The organism is Amycolatopsis pretoriensis (assembly GCF_900107925.1).
GTDB lineage: Bacteria > Actinomycetota > Actinomycetes > Mycobacteriales > Pseudonocardiaceae > Amycolatopsis > Amycolatopsis pretoriensis.
The window spans coordinates 1,093,079-1,110,028 of record NZ_FNUJ01000001.1 but is presented as its reverse complement, the minus strand read 5'-3'; the positions used below and the strand labels follow the sequence as shown (position 1 = coordinate 1,110,028).

At 72.8% G+C, this 16,950-nt stretch carries 15 protein-coding genes; 12 read left to right on the top strand and 3 right to left on the bottom strand.

What is annotated here, in order from left to right; all coding sequences use genetic code 11:
• Positions 1 to 441: 441 nt before the first annotated feature.
• On the top strand, positions 442 to 1,581 hold the full coding sequence (locus BLV96_RS05185; protein ID WP_244180052.1) for a threonine synthase: 1,140 nt from the start codon (positions 442 to 444) through the stop codon (positions 1,579 to 1,581).
• Positions 1,578 to 2,195, top strand: coding sequence for a helix-turn-helix transcriptional regulator (locus tag BLV96_RS05180; RefSeq protein ID WP_086683597.1), 618 nt, complete (start codon positions 1,578 to 1,580; stop codon positions 2,193 to 2,195). The genes BLV96_RS05185 and BLV96_RS05180 overlap by 4 nt, the downstream gene beginning before the upstream one ends.
• On the opposite strand, the gene BLV96_RS05175 is transcribed toward BLV96_RS05180, so the two are convergent.
• Positions 2,183 to 3,577 (bottom strand): amino acid permease, encoded by a 1,395-nt coding sequence (locus tag BLV96_RS05175; RefSeq protein ID WP_086683594.1) that lies wholly within the window; start codon positions 3,575 to 3,577, stop codon positions 2,183 to 2,185. The two genes, BLV96_RS05180 and BLV96_RS05175, sit on opposite strands and share 13 nt — an antisense overlap.
• Before the next feature lie 159 nt (positions 3,578 to 3,736).
• On the opposite strand from BLV96_RS05175, the gene BLV96_RS05170 reads away from it, so the two are divergent.
• The 4 genes from BLV96_RS05170 (at position 3,737) to BLV96_RS05155 (ending at position 9,259) form a co-directional block, all read left to right on the top strand.
• Positions 3,737 to 4,642 carry a glutaminase gene (locus tag BLV96_RS05170; protein WP_086683602.1) on the top strand — a complete coding sequence of 302 codons (906 nt, stop codon included), beginning with the start codon at positions 3,737 to 3,739 and terminating at the stop codon, positions 4,640 to 4,642.
• 29 nt (positions 4,643 to 4,671) lie between these two features.
• Positions 4,672 to 5,676, top strand: a complete 1,005-nt coding sequence (locus tag BLV96_RS05165; RefSeq protein ID WP_167379529.1) for a LacI family DNA-binding transcriptional regulator — start codon at positions 4,672 to 4,674, stop codon at positions 5,674 to 5,676.
• An 80-nt stretch (positions 5,677 to 5,756) separates the two neighbouring features.
• Positions 5,757 to 8,603 (top strand): glycoside hydrolase family 2 TIM barrel-domain containing protein, encoded by a 2,847-nt coding sequence (locus tag BLV96_RS05160; RefSeq protein ID WP_086683588.1) that lies wholly within the window; start codon positions 5,757 to 5,759, stop codon positions 8,601 to 8,603.
• A 62-nt stretch (positions 8,604 to 8,665) separates the two neighbouring features.
• A complete protein-coding gene (locus BLV96_RS05155) occupies positions 8,666 to 9,259 on the top strand; it encodes a hypothetical protein (RefSeq protein ID WP_086683585.1) in 594 nt (197 codons plus the stop codon).
• 21 nt (positions 9,260 to 9,280) lie between these two features.
• Here BLV96_RS05155 and BLV96_RS05150 read toward each other — a convergent pair whose 3' ends face one another.
• Positions 9,281 to 9,976 (bottom strand): TetR family transcriptional regulator, encoded by a 696-nt coding sequence (locus BLV96_RS05150; protein WP_086683582.1) that lies wholly within the window; start codon positions 9,974 to 9,976, stop codon positions 9,281 to 9,283.
• 88 nt (positions 9,977 to 10,064) lie between these two features.
• Between BLV96_RS05150 and BLV96_RS05145 the strand changes: the two genes are divergently transcribed.
• The 4 genes from BLV96_RS05145 to BLV96_RS05130 are packed head-to-tail and all read left to right on the top strand — an operon-like array spanning position 10,065 to position 14,303.
• Positions 10,065 to 11,183 (top strand): FAD-dependent monooxygenase, encoded by a 1,119-nt coding sequence (locus BLV96_RS05145; RefSeq protein WP_086683579.1) that lies wholly within the window; start codon positions 10,065 to 10,067, stop codon positions 11,181 to 11,183.
• Between the two features lie 33 nt (positions 11,184 to 11,216).
• Positions 11,217 to 11,747: a PadR family transcriptional regulator gene (locus BLV96_RS05140; RefSeq protein ID WP_086683575.1), complete on the top strand. Its 531-nt coding sequence runs from the start codon at positions 11,217 to 11,219 to the stop codon at positions 11,745 to 11,747.
• Positions 11,744 to 12,544, top strand: a complete 801-nt coding sequence (locus BLV96_RS05135) for an ABC transporter ATP-binding protein (protein ID WP_086683573.1) — start codon at positions 11,744 to 11,746, stop codon at positions 12,542 to 12,544. The genes BLV96_RS05140 and BLV96_RS05135 overlap by 4 nt, the downstream gene beginning before the upstream one ends.
• Positions 12,545 to 12,548: 4 nt before the next feature.
• Positions 12,549 to 14,303, top strand: a complete 1,755-nt coding sequence (locus BLV96_RS05130) for an FtsX-like permease family protein (protein WP_086683570.1) — start codon at positions 12,549 to 12,551, stop codon at positions 14,301 to 14,303.
• Positions 14,304 to 14,306: 3 nt separating this feature from the next.
• Here the strand turns inward: BLV96_RS05130 and BLV96_RS05125 are convergent, their stop codons facing one another.
• Complete coding sequence (locus BLV96_RS05125) at positions 14,307 to 14,984, bottom strand: NUDIX hydrolase (protein ID WP_086683567.1); 678 nt, start codon at positions 14,982 to 14,984, stop codon at positions 14,307 to 14,309.
• A 76-nt stretch (positions 14,985 to 15,060) separates the two neighbouring features.
• Between BLV96_RS05125 and BLV96_RS05120 the strand changes: the two genes are divergently transcribed.
• Complete coding sequence (locus BLV96_RS05120) at positions 15,061 to 16,062, top strand: SPFH domain-containing protein (protein ID WP_091388784.1); 1,002 nt, start codon at positions 15,061 to 15,063, stop codon at positions 16,060 to 16,062.
• Positions 16,059 to 16,928, top strand: a complete 870-nt coding sequence (locus BLV96_RS05115) for an NAD(+)/NADH kinase (protein WP_086680854.1) — start codon at positions 16,059 to 16,061, stop codon at positions 16,926 to 16,928. The genes BLV96_RS05120 and BLV96_RS05115 overlap by 4 nt, the downstream gene beginning before the upstream one ends.
• The last annotated feature ends 22 nt before the right edge of the window (positions 16,929 to 16,950 follow it).

Sequence of the window (16,950 nt, the reverse complement as noted above, 5' to 3'; positions counted from 1 at the left end):
CCGGCGGTCCTGCCGAATTCCGGTCAGCGCAGAAAGCTTCGTGTCGGTAAAAACCGCCACGACGAACGAACCGTACCGCAATCCGGAATCCACGGAATTCCGTATTGACCGGCCGCTATTCTCCCGGCATTTTTACCCACAGCCGAAAGCAGTGCCCATCCCCGGCGCGATTCGCGTCGCCGGAACCGGGAGTCCACTGTGGATCCCCGGATGTCCCGGGTTCGTCGTGCTCACGCGACCTCGCTCGCGCCGGGCGCGTGCCGGCCGCACCGGCCCCGACCAGCACGACTCCGGGTATTCGGCCGGACACCATCGGTACCTTCACTCCTCCGCTCCGCACCTCTCGACAAGAATTTTCCACTCTCCGGTGACAGATTTTCCTTGAAGAAAGCTGAAAGCGTTTCGCATACTCATGAGTAACGGTGGACGGATCGTCTATACTTGGACGCACTGTCAAGCATGGAGGTGGTCGTGGAGCACTGGTACACCGACGAACGATCGGGGACGCGCTACCCGGCCGACCCGCGGCGGTGGCGCGGGGACGACGGCGCGCCCCTGACCGTCGCCCCGCTGCCCGGCCTCACCCCCGGCGACGTCGATGGGAGCGTCCGGTCGCTCTGGCGGTACCGGGCCGCGCTGCCCGGTGACCTGCGTCCGGTCTCCCTCGGCGAAGGCTGCACGCCGCTGGTCCCGCGGCCGTGGGGCGACGGTGACCTGCGGTTCAAGCTCGAGTGGTTCAGCCCGACCGGCAGCTTCAAGGACCGTGGGTCCAGCGTGATGATCTCGGCGCTCGCCGGCGCCGGGGTCACGGAACTGCTGGAGGACAGCTCCGGCAACGGCGGCTCGTCGGTCGCGGCCTACAGCGCCGCCGCCGGGATCGCGGCCACCGTGCTCGCCCCCGAAGGGACGTCGGCGGCGAAGGTCCTGCAGACCCGCGCATACGGCGCCGGCGTCGAACTGGTCCCCGGCACGCGCGACGACACCGCGGCCGAGGCCGTCCGCCGCTCCGCGCACACCACCTACGCCAGCCACAACTGGCACCCCTTCTTCCTGCAGGGCATCAAGACGCTGGCGTACGAACTGTGGGAGGACCTGGGCTTCCGCGCGCCGGACGCCGTCGTGACGGTGGCCGGCGCCGGCAGCATCGTGCTGGGCTGCGACCTGGGCTTCGGGGAGCTGCTCGCCGCCGGGTCGATCACCCGCCGGCCGCGCCTGCTGGTCGCCCAGCCGCAGAACTGCTCCCCGATCGACGCCGCCTTCCACGACCGGCAGCCGCCGCCGTTCGCCCCGACCGTCGCCGAGGGGACCGCCATCCGGCAGCCGGTTCGCCTCCCGGAGGTCGTCGCGGCGATCCGCCGGTCGGGCGGGGACACGGTCGCGATCGGGGAGGACGGCATCGCCGCCGCGGCGCGCAGGCTGGCGTCCCTGGGCCTCTACGCGGAACCGACCAGCGCGACCGCCGCCGCGGCCGTCGACGTCTTCCGCGAACGCGGCGCCATCCGGCCCGGCGAGACGACCGTCGTCGTCCTCACCGGGTCCGGGCTGAAGGCGCCCGCCGCGCTGCGGGAGCTGATCGGATGACCGAGGACGAGCTGCTGCTGCGCGAGGCCGAGAAGATCGCCCAGGCCGTGGGCCGGATGTTCCCGGGGCTGTGCGAGGTCGTGCTGCACGACCTGCGCGACCCGGCCCACGCCGTGCGCGCGATCGAGGGCGGCCTGTCCGGGCGGGCGGTCGGCGACCCGGCGACCGAACTCGGCCTGGCCCGGATCGCCGACGCCGCTTTCCCGGACGTGCTGCAGAACTACCCGAACCGCTTCCCCGACGGGCGGCCGGCGAAGAGCACGTCGATCGGCATCCGCAACTCGGGCGGGGAGTACGTCGCGGCGTTGTGCCTCAACCTCGACGTCTCCCTGCTCGGTTCCGCGGCCCGCGCCCTGACGCGGCTGGCCCGCACCGACGAGCCGGCCCCGCTGACCGAGTCGCTGCGGGCCCGCACCGGCGACGAGCTGCGCGCCCTGGTCGAGGACTACGCGACCGAACGCGGCCACACCCCGCGCAGCCTGCCGGCGACCGCGAAGAAGGACCTCGTCCGGACGCTGAAAGAACGCGGGTTCCTCGAGCTGAAGAACGCGGTGCCGGCGCTGACCGACCTGCTCGGGATCTCCCGGGCCAGCGTCTACAACTACTTGCGCTGAGCGGCGGGTTCGCGCCGCTTCGACACGAACCACCAGCCCACCGCGAGGACCACGGCCAGCACCGGGATCGAGTAGAACGCGATCTTCTCCGCGCCGTCGGAGAAGCCCATCAGGACGACCACCAGCACCAGGAACGCCAGCGTCGCCCAGCCCGAGTACGGCGCCCACGGCATCCGGTACGACGGGCGTTCCAGCTCACCGCGCAGCGCGGCCTGGCGCAGGCGCAGCTGGCAGAACACGAGCGTCGCCCACGTCGTGATCACGCCGAGGGAGGCGATCGCGATGGCGATGTCGAAGGCGTCCTTGGGCACCAGGTAGTTCAGCACCACGCCGAGCAGGTAGGCGACCGAGGTGAACAGGATGCCGCCGTAGGGCACGTGGCGGCTGCTCATCCGGCTGACAAACGAGGGCGCCTCGCCCTTCTCGGCCAGCGAACGCAGGATCCGGCCGGTCGAGTAGAGCCCGGAGTTGACGCTGGACAGGGCCGCGGTCAGCACGACGGCGTTCATGACGTCGCCGATGCCCGGGATGCCGAGGCGGCTGAACACCGTCACGAACGGGCTCTCGTCGCCGTTGTAGAACGGCCAGGGCAGCAGCATCGCCAGCATCAGCACCGAGCCGACGTAGAACACGCCGATCCGCCACACCACGCCGTTGATCGCCTTCGGCAGCACCTTGCGGGCGTCCTTGGTCTCCCCGGCCGCGATGCCGACGACCTCGATCGCTGAGTAGGCGAAGATGACCGCCTGCAGCGTCATCAGCGCGATGCCGATGCCCGCCGGGAAGAATCCACTGTGGTCGGTCAGGTTGTGCACGCCGGCCGGGGTGCCGCCGATGTCCGCGCTGGTGAAGACGAGGCCGAGCGCGGTGATCAGGAAGACGACGATGGCCAGCACCTTGACCACCGAGAACCAGAACTCCAGCTCCCCGAACAGCTTGACGCTCAACAGGTTCACCGCGAGCAGCACGCCGAGGGCGATCAGCGCGGTGATCCACTGCGGCACGTCCGGCAGCCACTTGTGGACGTAGATCGCGACCGCCGTGATCTCCGCGATCCCGGTCATCGCCCAGTTCACCCAGTACATCCAGCCCGACACGAACCCGGCCCACGGGCCGATGAACTTGCGCGCGTAGGTGACGAAGCTGCCGGAGCTTGGCTCGTGCAGGACGAGCTCGCCGAGCGCGCGCATCACGAAGTAGGCGGCCACCCCGCAGATCGCGTAGGACAGGACCAGCGACGGGCCGACCTGGTGCAGCTTGCCGCCGGCGCCGAGGAAGAGCCCGACGCCGATCGCGCCGCCGATGGCGATCATCTGCACTTGGCGGTTGCCCAGTGCTTTCGAGTAGCTTTCACCTTTTTCGGTGAGGAGCGAGGAATCCATGGTTGCCAAACGCTAGAGGTTGTGCGGCAAGTCACCAAGCAGGCTAAGGAAGACTTAAGGTGTGCCGGAGATCACCGCCCACTTTCGTTGGTGGTGACCAGTTTCGATTTGACAGGGCCGGTGTTCGGCACGCCGGGCGCGGCTTCTAAGCTGCGGGCCGTGGACCTCGCGGCGCTGCTGGACCGGATCGCCGGCGACGTCGCGCCCGAGGTCGGCCGCGGCGCCGTCGCGGACTACATCCCCGCCCTGGCGCGGATCGAGCCGCGCACGTTCGGCATGGCAGTGGCCGAAGTGGACGGTTCCCTGCACGGCACCGGTGACTGGCGGCGGCCGTTCTCGGTGCAGAGCATGTCCAAGGTGTTCACCCTCGCCCTGGTCCTGTCCCGCGGTGACAGCGTGTGGACGCGGGTCGGGCGCGAGCCGTCCGGCGACCCGTTCAACTCGCTGGTGCAGCTGGAACACGAGGACGGCATCCCGCGCAACCCGTTCATCAACGCGGGCGCGCTCGTGGTGACCGACGAGCTGGCCCGCCACGGCGACGCGGCCGGCGCGCTGCTCGCCTTCCTGCGCGAGGAGAGCGGACGGCCGGACATCGACGTCGACCCGGAAGTGGCCGCGTCGGAGGCCGGGCACGCCGACCGCAACCGCGCGCTCTCCTACTTCATGGCGTCCTACGGCAACATGCGCCACCCGGTGCCGTCGGTGCTCGACCAGTACGTCCGGCAGTGTTCGATCGCGATGAGCTGCGCGGACGTCGCGCGCTCGGCGCTGTTCCTCGCCCGGCACGGCATCCGCAACGACGGCACGCGGCTGCTGGACCTGAGCGCGGCGAAGCGGATCAACGCGGTGATGCTGACGTGCGGCACCTACGACGCGGCGGGCGAGTTCGCCTACCGGGTCGGGCTGCCGGGCAAGAGCGGGGTCGGCGGCGGCATCCTGGCGATCGTCCCGGGCCGGTGCGCGGTCTGCGTGTGGAGCCCCGGCCTGGACGCGCGCGGCAACTCGGTGGCGGGCGTGTCCGCGCTGGACCGTTTCACCACGCTGACCGGCTGGTCGATCTTCTAGCGCCCCGCCCCGGCGGGCATACTCGACGGATGTCCACGAGCAGCACGGAACCCCGGCGGGTGACGATCCACGACGTCGCCCGCTCGGCCGGGGTGTCGCGGCAGACCGTGTCGCGCGCGCTGAACGACAAGGCCGAGATCGACGGCTCGACCAAGCAGCGCGTCCTCGACGCCGCCCGCGAGCTGGGGTACCGGCCGAGCCGGTTCGCCCGCGGCCTGGTCCGGCCGGACACCACCACCATCGGCCTGGTCGTGCCGGACCTGCTCAACCCCTTCTTCACCGAGGTCGCCTCCGGGGCGCTGGCGGCCGCCCGGGCGCGCGGCCGGCACGTCGTCGTCTACGACACCGCCGGCGACGCCGAGCAGGAGCTCGCGACCCTGCGGGTCATCGGCAGCCAGGTCGACGCCGTGGTCGGCTACTTCAGCCGGTCCGAGGACGACCTCGACCGGTTCACCCCCGGCGTCCCGGTGGTGCTGATCGGCCGCGAGCCGCGCCTGCCGCGGTTCAGCGGCATCTCGATCGACGGCGAGGACGGCGTCCGCGAGGCCGTCGCCCACCTCGCCGGCCGCGGGCACCGGCGGATCGCGATGCTCGACGACGACGGTCCCGGACCCAGCGTCCGGCAGCTGTGGTTCCGGCGGGCCGCCGCCGAGCACGGCATCGCGATCGCACCCGGGTGGATAGCGTCTGCCGCCCAGACCGTCGATGGCGGCGGCGCGGCGCTGGCCGGCCTGCTGGCCGCCCACCCCGACGTCACCGCGGTGTTCGCCTTCAACGACGTGATCGCCATCGGTGCCCTGCGCGAAGCCCGCCGGTTCGGCCTGCGCGTCCCGGCCGACCTCGCGGTGATCGGCTTCGACGGGCTCGCCCTGGGCACCCTCGTCGACCCGGAGCTCTCCAGCGTCGCCCTCGACACGCGCGCGCTCGGCGCGCTGGCCGTCGACCAGGCGTCGCGGCTCGTGACCGGTACCGCGCCGCTGGAGCCCGGCGAACTGGTCGTCCGCGCCCGGCTCCACCTGCGGGAATCCGCCTGATCGCTTGACACGCCGGTCCGGCGGTCCGCACACTTCGACCGTTCCCGTGAACGTTCACGGGAACGCTCACGGGAGGTGTCATGGCGTACGTCGAAGACCCGGGACCGGGCTACGGCTCAGTGGCTCCGCGCGCGGCCTTCGGCTCCGACGCGCCGGCGCTGTCGTTGACCGGCGCTTGGCGGTTCCGGCTGTCGCCGAGCCTCGCCGCCGCTCCCCCGGACGTCGCCGATCCCGACTTCGACGACTCCGGGTGGGACGAGCTGCCGGTGCCGTCGCTGTGGCAGCTGCACGGGCACGGCCGGCCCGCCTACACGAACGTGCACTACCCGTTCCCGGTCGACCCGCCGCACGTGCCGTCGGAGAACCCGACCGGCGACCACCGGCTGCGGTTCGACCTGCCCGCCGCCTGGCCGGCCGGCTCGGCCCTGCTGCGCTTCGACGGGATCGACTCCTGCGGCCGGATCTGGCTGAACGGCACCGAGCTCGGCGTCACGAAGGGCAGCCGGCTGCCGGCGGAGTTCGAGGTCGGGCCGCTGCTGCGGCCGGACGGCAACGTCCTCGTGGTGCGCGTGCACCAGTGGTCGGCCGGCAGCTACCTCGAAGACCAGGACATGTGGTGGCTGTCCGGGATCTTCCGGGCCGTGACGTTGCTGGCGCGACCGGCCGGCGGCATCGGCGACTACTGGCTCCACGCGGACTACGACCACACGACCGGACTGGGCACCGTCCGGGTCGAAACCGGCCCGGACGTCCTGCTGGACATCCCGTCGCTGGGCGTCGCCGGGCACCCGGCCGGGGAGCCCCTGGACCTGCCCGTCGAGCCGTGGAGCGCCGAGACACCCCGCCTCTACGACGGCACGCTGTCCACTGTGGCCGAACGCGTGCCCGTCCGGATCGGGTTCCGGACCGTGACGATCGAAGACGGGCAGCTCAAGGTCAACGGGCGGCGCCTCCTGCTGCGCGGGGTGAACCGGCACGAGCACGACCCGCGCACCGGGCGGGCCGTGTCGCGGGAGACCGCGCTGGCCGACGTCCTGCTCATGAAGCGCCACCACGTCAACGCCGTCCGGACCAGCCACTACCCGCCCGATCCCGCGTTCCTCGAGCTGTGCGACGAGTACGGCCTGTGGGTCATCGACGAATGCGACCTGGAGACGCACGGTTTCGGGCCGCTCGGCTGGGACCGCAATCCGAGTTCCGAGCCGATGTGGATGGACGCCTACCTCGACCGGATGCGCCGCACGGTGGAGCGGGACAAGAACCGGCCCAGCGTGATCCTCTGGTCGCTGGGCAACGAAAGCCACACCGGCGACAACCTGGCACGGATGGCGGACTGGGTGCGCGAACGCGATCCGGGCCGGCCGGTGCACTACGAAGGCGACCACGACTGCTCCTATGTGGACGTCCACAGCCGCATGTACGCGACACCGTCCGAAGTGGAGCGGATCGGGCTTGGCGAGGATGACGACCAGCGTCGCCGCGTTCTGCCGTTCATCCTGTGCGAGTACGCGCACGCGATGGGCAACGGTCCGGGCGGGCTGCTCGAATACCGCGAGCTGTTCGAGCGGTACCCGAACTGCCAGGGCGGGTTCGTGTGGGAGTGGATCGACCACGGCCTGGCCGCGCCGGGCCACTTCGCCTACGGCGGCGACTTCGGCGAGACCATCCACGACGGCAACTTCGTCATCGACGGCCTGCTCTTCCCGGACCGGACGCCGTCGCCGGGGCTGACGGAGTTCGCGAAGATCATCGAGCCCGTCCGGATCGACCCCGGTCCGGACGGCATCCGGGTTGCCAACCACTACGACTTCGTGGACACCGGGCACCTGACGTTCACGTGGGTCCTGGAAGACGAGGGAATCGCCGTCGCCCAAGGTGTTCTCGACGTGCCTGTAGTCCATTCCGGACAGAGCGTCTCGGTTCCGCTGCCGTCGTGGCCGCCGACTCGCGGCGAGTCCTGGCTGACGGTCTCGGCGTCGCTGTCCTCCGGAACGTCTTGGGCGCCCGCCGGGCACGTCGTCGGCTGGGGCCAGCTGCCGGTTTCGCCCGCGCCGGCCCGGCCCGCTCCGGTCGTGCGGGGTCCGGTGTTCCGCACGACCGGCCGGCTCATCCTCGGTGCCGGCGAGTTCGATGCGGTAACGGGCACACTGACGACGCTCGGCGATCACCCGGTGCGGGGGCCGCGGCTGGACGTCTGGCGCGCCACGACGGACAACGACCGCGGTTCGTCGCCCGGGCCGTCCGAAGCGTCGCAGTGGCGGGCGGCGGGCCTGCACCGGATGCAGCACCGGGTGATCGAGGTGGACGCCGACGGCGACGAACTGCTGGTGCGCACCCGCGTCGCGCCGCCGGCCCAGCCGTTCGGCCTGTTCGCGGACTACACGTGGACGGCGTTCGACGGCGGCCTGCAGCTGCGCGTCGACGTGACCCCCGACGGCGAATTCCCGGGCACGCTCCCCCGCCTCGGCCTGACGATGGCGGTCCCGGGCACGTTCGGCTCGGCCGAGTGGTTCGGCGGCGGCCCCGGCGAGGCCTACCCGGACAGCCGCCAGGCGGTGCGCATCGGGCGGTTCTCGAGCAGTGTCGACGGCCTGCAAACGCCGTACGTGTACCCGCAGGAGAACGGCAACCGGACGGACGTGCGCTGGGCCCGCCTGACGAACCCGGCCGGAACCGGCATCCGCGTCGACGGCGACCCGGCGTTCGACTTCACGGCCCGCCGCTGGACGGCGGCGGCGTTGGAGACGGCCCGGCACACCGACGAGCTGGAGTCGGGGTCGCTGGTGCACGTGACGCTGGACGCGGCCCAGCACGGCCTCGGCACGGCGGCCTGCGGGCCCGGCGTGCTGCCGGCGTACCGGCTGGTGCCGCGGAAGACGTCGTTCACGCTGCTTTTCCGGCCCGTGGCGAGTGGTGTCGCAAATTGAGACCCCGGGACGCTCCCGGATGCGGTGTCGTTGAGGTTCGACCGCCGACAGGAGCGTCCCGGATGACCCCTTCCACGACGACCCCCACCAGCGCCCGGCAGCTCGCGACCCCGGGTGCGCTGGGGCTGGCCGATCTCGTCGCGCTCTTCGACGACCTGCAGTTCACCCTCGAGTGCTGCGAACGGCTCGTCGCCGAGCTGGCCCGGCCGCGCGTCGACGCGGTGCTCGTCGAGGCGCTCTGGGTGTCCGCGCTCAACTCCTACGCCCGCTGCTTCCGCACCGGGGACCGCGGTCTGCACCTGACGGTGGACGACGTCAAGGCCACCGGCGTGCCGGGCGAGGTCGCCGAGTGGCACGCGCTGCTGGGCCGGATCCGCGACTTCTCGATCGACGGGCCGGTCAACCCGCGCGAGGCCTACTCGGTCGGCGTCTCACAATCCTCGTCCGGTGAGGCTTCGGGGGTGGTCATCACGTCGGCCGCGCGGCCGCTGGTGGACGACGTCACGGTGAAGCAGACCGGCCGGCTGGCTTTCGAGCTGAGCCGGCTGGTGGACGAGCGGATCAAGGAACACCAGCAGACGGTGTTCGCGGCGGCGTCGAAGCTGACGTCGGCCCAGCTTGCGGCTCTGCCGGCGATCGCGGTCACGTCTCAATAAGTCTCACTAATCTGCGTCTCATTATTCCGCGCCCGGCAGGTGCCGGTAGATCGTCGCCCGGGAGACGCCGAGCGCCGTCGCGATGTCGGCCGGGGCGTGGCCCGCGTCGTAGAGGCGGCGGGCCGCTTCGATCGTCTCCGGGCTCATCACCGGCGGCCGGCCGCGGCGGCCGCGCGGCCTCGCCTCGGGCTCCGCCACCGCGTACAGCCGGTCGACGCCGTCGAGGACCGCCGCGCGCAGTTCGTCCGCCGGCGCGTCGGCGAACAGCACCACCGGGTCGCTGAGCATCGCGATCGCCTGCGCCGCGCGGACCCGGCCCGGCAGGTCCGCGTCCGGGCCCGCCACCAGGTAGTTCGCCTTGAGCATGCCGTCACGGAAGCGGTCGAACACCGCCTTCGACGCGGTGAGCCCCAGGTCGCGCAGGTTCATCCGGAGCAGGTAGCGGTGGCTCAGCCACACGTCGAGGACCCCCTCGATCGCGGCGGCGCGCGGGTCCGCGGCGTCGGCGGCCTTGGTCATGGCCGTTTCGAGGTCGTCCAGCAGCGGCTCGGCCAGCGCCGTCACGATGTCGGCCTTGCCCGGGAAGTGGTACAGCACCGCGGTTTTCGTGACGCCGACGCGTTCGGCCAGCTCCCGCACCGACACCGCGTGGAAGCCGCGCTCGGAGAACTCCTCGAGCGCGGCGCGCAGGATCCGGGCGCGGGTGTCGTCGGTCATCGCCCGAGCCTAGCGGCTTGCCTGACCGTTGGACAGGAGCGTACGGTCGTAACTGACCGATGGTCAGGACTTCGATGGGGGTTTCACCATGACCGAGCAGACCGCACTGATTTCCGGCGCGGGTGTCGCCGGGCCGACGCTGGCGTACTGGCTGGCCCGAGCCGGCTTCCGGCCGACCGTCGTCGAACGCGCCGCCGGGCTGCGCTCCAGCGGCAGCCCCGTGGACGTGCGCGGGCCGGCCGCGCGCGTCGCCGACCGGATGGGCATCACCGCGAAGCTGCGCGAGGCGAGCACCGCCGTGACGTCGCTGAAGTTCGTCGACGACGCCGGGCGCCGGACGGGCCGCGTCGCGATGGGTGGCGACGCCGGCATCGAGCTGCCGCGCACCGATCTCGCGGCGATCCTGCACGAAGCCGCGCGCGAGGACGCGGAGTTCGTCTTCCACGACTCGATCACCGAGCTGAGCCAGGACGAGGGCGGCGTCGACGTCACGTTCGAGCGCGGCGCTCCCCGGCGTTTCGACCTGGTGATCGGCGCGGACGGCCTGCACTCGGGCGTGCGGCGGCTGGCGTTCGGGCCGGAGCACGCGTTCGTCGAGCACATGGGCGTCTACGTCGCGACGCTCCCGCTGGCCGAGCCGCCCGCCGACCGCACCGAGCTGGTGATGTACAACTCGCCGGGCCGGGCGGTGGCGGTCCACCCGTCGCGCGGCCGCGGGATCGCCGCCTTCATGTTCCGCGGCGCCGCCATGCCGGGGTTCGACCACCGGGACGCGGCGCTGCACAAGCGGATGCTCGCCGAGGCGTACGCCGGCGCCGGCTGGCGCGTGCCGGAGCTGCTGGAGCGCGTGCGCGAGGCCGATGACCTGTACCTGGACTCGGTGAGCCGGGTGCGGATGGCCGAATGGTCGTCCGGGCGGATCGCGCTGGCGGGGGACGCGGCGTCGTGCGTGTCGTTGTTCGGCGACGGCTCGACACTGGCGATGGCCGGCGCGTACACCCTGGCGGAGGAGCTGGGCCGGACTCCGGGCGCCGCGGCCGCGGCGTTCGGCCGGTACGAGGCGGCGCACCGGAAGCTGGTGGAACCCAAGCAGCGCAACGTCTCCACGGCGGCGGCGCTGCTGATCCCGGCCACCCGGGGCGGGTTGGCGGTCCGCAACTTCGGCACGCGCCTGCTGCCGCTCGTCCGGCGGCTGACGCCTGCTTGACAGCGGGTTTGCCTAACCGCTATCTATTGAGCCGTGCAAGACGTGGTGCTGGCACTGCTGGCCAAGGAGCCGTCGCACGGTTACGACCTGCGGCGGCGGCTGGTGTCGGCGCTCGGACCGGTGGGGGAATCGCTGAACGTGGGGCAGATCTACGTGACGCTCGCCCGGCTCGAGAAGGCCGGCTTGGTCGTCCAGGAGCGCGAGGACGTGCCGGTCCGCGGCCCGCGGCGCAAGGTGTACGCGCTGACCGCGGCCGGGCAGGAGCGGGTCGTCGCGTGGATGGCCGAAGGCGCCGGACCCAAGGCGGACGTCACGGAGTTCCACCTGAAGCTGGTGGCCGCGGCGGAGTCGGGGCTGGCGGATCCGGTGGCCCTGGTGGACGCCCGCCGGCGCGAGCTGATGCGCAGCTTGGCCGACGCGCAACAAGAGGCGCTCGCCCAGGAAGCGGACTCGGAAGCCGGGCTGCTCCTGGAGGGCATCACGTTGCGGTGGCAGGCCGAGCTGCGCTGGCTGGAAGCGTGCGAGCGGACGTGGTCCGCCCGCGGGAAAGGCGGGAAGGCATGACGGGAGACGGCCGGCGGCTCGGGGACTCGCGGCGACGACGAACGATCGGGACACCGCGGTCGCCGGCCGAAAAGCCCGTGCTGCAGGCGATCGGGCTCTCCCGGACCTACGGCCGCGGCGAAACCCTCGTCCGCGCGGTCGACGGCATCGACCTCGACGTCTCCGCCGGGCAAACCCTCGCCGTCACCGGGCCGAGCGGCTGCGGGAAGTCGACGCTGCTCCAGCTGCTCGGCGGGCTCGACCGGCCCACCCGCGGCCAGGTCCGCCTCGGCGGCCGCCGGATCGACGACCTCGGGGAACGGTCGCTCGCCCGGCTGCGGCGGCGGGCCACCGGGTTCGTCTTCCAGGACTTCCAGCTCATGGACGAACTGACCGCCGCGGAGAACGTCGAGCTGCCCGCCCTGCTCGCCGGCGCCTCGCCGCGCACCGCCCGGGCCCGGGCCACCGCGCTGCTGGACCGGGTCGGGCTCGACGGCCGCGGCCGCCACCTGCCGTCGGAACTCTCCGGGGGCCAGCGGCAGCGGGTGGCCGTCGCCCGGGCGCTGGTCAACGAGCCCCTCGTCGTGCTGGCCGACGAGCCCACCGGGAACCTCGACAGCGCCGCGACCCGCGACATCCTCCGCCTCTTCGACGAGCTTCGCGCCGCCGGTCAGACCTTGGTCGTGGTCACCCACGACGAGCGCGTCGCCGCCACCGCCGACCGCGTCGTCTCGCTGCGCGACGGATCGCTCGTCGACGACACGCGGCTCGACGGCGCGACGGCCCCGCTCGGCGCGCTGCTGAGCTGGGAAGGCTGACCCCGTGGGACGTCTGCTGCTCGTGTGGCGCCTGGCCGCGCGCGACCTGCGCCGCCGGCCCGGCGAGGCCGCGCTGTTCCTGGTCGCCGTCACCGCCGCCACCGGCGCGCTCACCCTCGGCCTGGCCGCCGGCACCGCCGTGACGACCGGGTACGAGAACACCCGCGCGGCCACCGCCGGTCCCGACATCACCGCCATCACGACGGCCGCCGATCCGTCCGTCGTCGCCCGGCGGATCGCGGCCACCCCCGGCGTCGCCGCGCAAGCCGATCCGGTGTTCGCCTTCGACGCCGTCGTCCGGATCCACGGACGCGACGCGCACACCTCCATCGAGGGCCGGGAGAACCAGCCCTCCACTGTGGACCGTCCACTCGTGACCGACGGCTCCTGGGTGCGCCCCGGCGGCGCGGTGATCGAACGCGGCTTCGCGGACGTCTACGGCGTGCACGTCGGCGACAGCATCACCTTCCGCGACCACGCCTACCCGGTGGTCGGCGTCGCGATCAGCGCCGCGACCCCCGTCTACCCGTGGAGCGACTGGGCGCAAGGAGCCGGGCCGACCGATCGGGGCGGCCGCCTCTGGCTCACCACCGCCGACGCCCACGCCGCGGTGGGCGACGCGGAAGCCGTCCACCTCATCCACCTCAAGCTCACCGACCCGGACCGCACCGTCGACTGGCGCGAAACCGACTTCACCGACCGAGGGGCCGCCTGGGTCAACACGCACGACTGGCAGACCGTGCTGCAGGGCGACCGGAACATGATCAAGGACACCCAGCCCACCCTGGTCATCGGCGGCTGGCTGCTGGCCGCGGCCGCGATCGTCACCCTCGCCGCGCTCGCCGCCGTGCGCGCCGGGCGCGACCGGCGGCGGGCCGGGTTGCTCAAGGCCGTCGGGGCCGGCCCGCGGACCGTCGCGACCGCGCTGCTGGTGCAGTACCTGCTGCCGACCACCATCGCCACCGCGCTCGGGCTGACCGCCGGGACGCTCGCCGCCCCCGCGCTGGCCAATCCCAGCGCCGGGCTGCTGGTGACGACCCGGCCGCCGAGCGCCGGCACCGTCGTCGCCGTGCTCCTCCTCGGCGCGCTGGTGGTCCTGACCGGGACACTCGGGCCCGTCCTGCGGGCCGCCCGCACGAGCACGGTGCAGGCCCTGGCCGAGCCGGTCACGCACCACCCGCGGCTGACCGCGGTGACGGCGTACCTGCCGACGTCGCTCCTGCTCGGCGTCCGGCTGATCGCCCGCCGGCCCGGCCGCGCCGCCCTGACCGCGCTCGGCACGACCGCCATCAGCGTGACGGTCTCCGCGCTGCTCGCCTTCCGCACCACCGTCGCCCACGGCACGAGCACCGGCCTGACCGATCCCGCCATGGCGGTGATCAACGCCCGGATCGGCCAGGTCGCCCTCGGCGTCACCTTCGCGCTGGCCGCGCTTTCCACGCTCAACGCGGTGTTCGTCGGCTGGAGCAGCGCGGTCCAGGCCCGCCGGGCGCTGGCCGTCAGCCGCACCCTCGGCGCCACGCCCGGTCAGGTCGTCGCCGCGCTGTGCACCGCCCAGCTCCTGCCCGCCGTCCTCGCGGTGCTCACGGGAATCTGGGGCGGGACCGCGCTGTACGGCTTCCTCAACCCCAAGTTCGTCGCTCCCCCGGTGTCGTGGCAGCTGCTCGCCGCCCTCGGCGTGCTGCTGGCGGTCGGTCTGCTCACCGCGTTGCCTGCTTGGATCCACACCCGCCGCCCGGCCGGGCGCGCCCTCGGCTGAGCGTCACGCGCGCAGCATCGGCGGGTACAGCAGCTCCGCCTTCCCCCGCCGGTACAGCTGGGCCGGCCGGCCGCCGTCCCGCGTGGTGGTGCGGCCGGTCGGCTCCAGCAGCCCCTCGGCGCCGGTGACCTTGCGGTGGAAGTTGCGCGGGTCCAGCCGCGTGTCCCAGACCAGTTCGTACACCCGCCGCAGCTCCGCGACCGTGAACTCCGGCGCGCAGAACGCCGTGGCCAGCGGTGAATACTCCAGCTTCGCGCGGGCGCGCTCGACCCCGTCGGCCAGGATCCGGTCGTGGTCGAACGCCAGCCTCTCGCGGGTCAACGTCCGCACCGGCGTCCAGCGTGCTTCCGCCGCGTCCGTGCCCGCGCTCGGTGTCGGCAGGTCCGGCGCCAATGCCAGGTAAGCGACGGTGACCACGCGCATCCGCGGGTCCCGGTCCGGGGCGCCGTAGCCGGCGAGCTGTTCGATGTGGACGGTCCCCGGCGCCAGCCCCGTCTCCTCCGCCAGCTCGCGGCGCGCCGCGTCCGACAGGTCCTCGTCCTCGCGGACGAACCCGCCGGGCAGCGCCCACTCCCCCTGGTACGGCTCGATGCCCCGGCGCACCACCAGGGCGCACAGCTCGTCCTCGGTCAGGGTGAGCACGACGAGATCCACGGTGACGGCGAACGGCGGGTGACCCATGCCACGACTCTAATCGTCATCTTGACGATTAGCCACCCGGCCGCATATCGTCACCTCGACGATAAGAGGAGGGCTCATGGCCGACATCGACCGCCGCTTCGGGTTCCGCCACCTGCGCGGCGCCCCGACCGTCCACATCCGCCACTACCGCCGCGGCAAGCTCGCGCACGACGGCGTCGGGCTGTCGTTCTGGTACCGGCCGCTGACGGCGGTCGTCTCGGAGGTCCCCGTCGACGACCGCGAGCTGCCGCTGCTGTTCCACGCCCGCACTGCCGACTTCCAGGACGTCACCGTCCAGCTCGCGCTGACCTTCCGGATCGAGAACCCCGAGCTGGCAGCGCAGCGCATCGACTTCTCCATCGACCCCGACACCGGGCGCTGGAGAAGCGACCCCTTGGCGCAGATCAGCGGGCTGCTCACCGAGAACGTCCAGCAGTACGCCGTGGAGGTGCTGACCCGCATCGACCTGACGACCGCGCTGGCCGACGGCGTCCAAGCGGTCCGCGACCGGATCCGCGCCGGGCTCGCCGAGGAGGACACCCGGCTCGCGCAGACCGGCTCGGCCGTCGTCGACGTCCGCGTCGTCGCCATCCGGGCCGAGCCGGAGGTCGAAAAGGCCCTGCAGACGACCGCGCGGGAGAAGGTCCAGCAGGAAGCCGACCGGGCGACCTTCGAACGCCGGGCGCTCGCCGTCGAACGCGAACGCGCGATCAGCGAAAACGAGCTGCAGAACCAGATCGAGCTGGCTCGTCGCGAGGAGCAGCTGCTGACCCAGCGTGGCGCGAACGCCCGTCGCCAGGCCGAAGAGGCCGCGGCGGCGAGCCGGATCGAGACCGAGGCGCAGGCCTCGCGCAAGGAGCGCCTGACGCTCGTGGAAGCCGACGGCAAGCGCGCGCTGGGCGAGGCGGAAGCGGCCGGGGAAGCCGCGCGGCTGGCCGCGTACCGCGATCTGCCCGAGGCCGTCCTGACCGGGCTGGCGCTGAAGGAGCTGGCGGGCAACCTGCCGCAGATCGACAGCCTGACGATCACGCCGGACCTGCTCGCGCCGCTGCTGACGAAGCTGGGCGTGCGGTCGTGAGCCTCGCCCCGCGCGTGGTGCTGGTGCACCGGCGCACCGAGCTGGCCGAACTCCTCGCCCGGCACGGCACGCGCGGCCAGGCCGAGTTCTTCCTGCGCACGCGCGGGCGCGACCTGGCCGAGGTGACCGAGGCGGACGCCGCCGTGCGCGCGGCGCTCGCCGCGGCGTCGGCGGCGATCCCGCTGGACTGGCGCCGCGGCGAGGTCGAACGGGCGGACCTCGACCGGTTCCTGTTCACCCCGGAGGACGTCGTCGTGGTGGTCGGCCAGGACGGGCTCGTCGCGAACGTGGCCAAGTACCTCGACGGCCAGCCGGTGATCGGGATCGCGCCGGGCGCGCCCGGGGTGCTGGTGCGGCACCCGCCGGCGGCGGTCGCGGACCTGGTGCGCTCCACCGGCGACGTCGAGCACCGCACGATGGCCGAGCTCACCGCCGACGACGGCCAGCGGCTGCTCGCGCTCAACGAGATCTACCTGGGGCACGCCGGGCACCAGACGGCCCGCTACCGGCTGGGGGTCGGTGGCGGGCCGGCGGAACGCCAGGCGTCGTCGGGCATCCTCGTCGGGACGGGCACCGGCGCGACCGGCTGGTGCGGGTCGGTCTGGCGCGAACGCGGGAGCGCGCTGCACCTGCCCGCACCCGGCGAGGCCCGGCTCGTCTGGTTCGTGCGCGAGGCCTGGCCGTCGCCGACGACCGGAACCACGTGCACCGAAGGGGAATTGACGCGGGCGCCGCTGACGGTCGAAGTCGAATCCGACCGCCTGGTCGCGTTCGGCGACGGCCTCGAAACCGACGCCGTCGCCCTCACCCGCGGCCAGACGGCGACCTTCGTCCCGGCGGCGAAGACCGTCCGCCTGGTGCGGTGACCGCCGGTCCGGCACACCGAGG

Bases quoted from the DNA above. Each gene is read 5' to 3' on its own strand.
- BLV96_RS05180 (WP_086683597.1), top strand. From the start codon at position 1,578: ATGACCGAGGACGAGCTGCTGCTGCGCGAGGCCGAGAAGATCGCCCAG.
- BLV96_RS05175 (WP_086683594.1), bottom strand. From the start codon at position 3,577: ATGGATTCCTCGCTCCTCACCGAAAAAGGTGAAAGCTACTCGAAAGCA.
- BLV96_RS05165 (WP_167379529.1), top strand. From the start codon at position 4,672: ATGTCCACGAGCAGCACGGAACCCCGGCGGGTGACGATCCACGACGTC.
- BLV96_RS05160 (WP_086683588.1), top strand. From the start codon at position 5,757: ATGGCGTACGTCGAAGACCCGGGACCGGGCTACGGCTCAGTGGCTCCG.
- BLV96_RS05155 (WP_086683585.1), top strand. From the start codon at position 8,666: ATGACCCCTTCCACGACGACCCCCACCAGCGCCCGGCAGCTCGCGACC.
- BLV96_RS05150 (WP_086683582.1), bottom strand. From the start codon at position 9,976: ATGACCGACGACACCCGCGCCCGGATCCTGCGCGCCGCGCTCGAGGAG.
- BLV96_RS05145 (WP_086683579.1), top strand. From the start codon at position 10,065: ATGACCGAGCAGACCGCACTGATTTCCGGCGCGGGTGTCGCCGGGCCG.
- BLV96_RS05135 (WP_086683573.1), top strand. From the start codon at position 11,744: ATGACGGGAGACGGCCGGCGGCTCGGGGACTCGCGGCGACGACGAACG.
- BLV96_RS05125 (WP_086683567.1), bottom strand. From the start codon at position 14,984: ATGGGTCACCCGCCGTTCGCCGTCACCGTGGATCTCGTCGTGCTCACC.
- BLV96_RS05120 (WP_091388784.1), top strand. From the start codon at position 15,061: ATGGCCGACATCGACCGCCGCTTCGGGTTCCGCCACCTGCGCGGCGCC.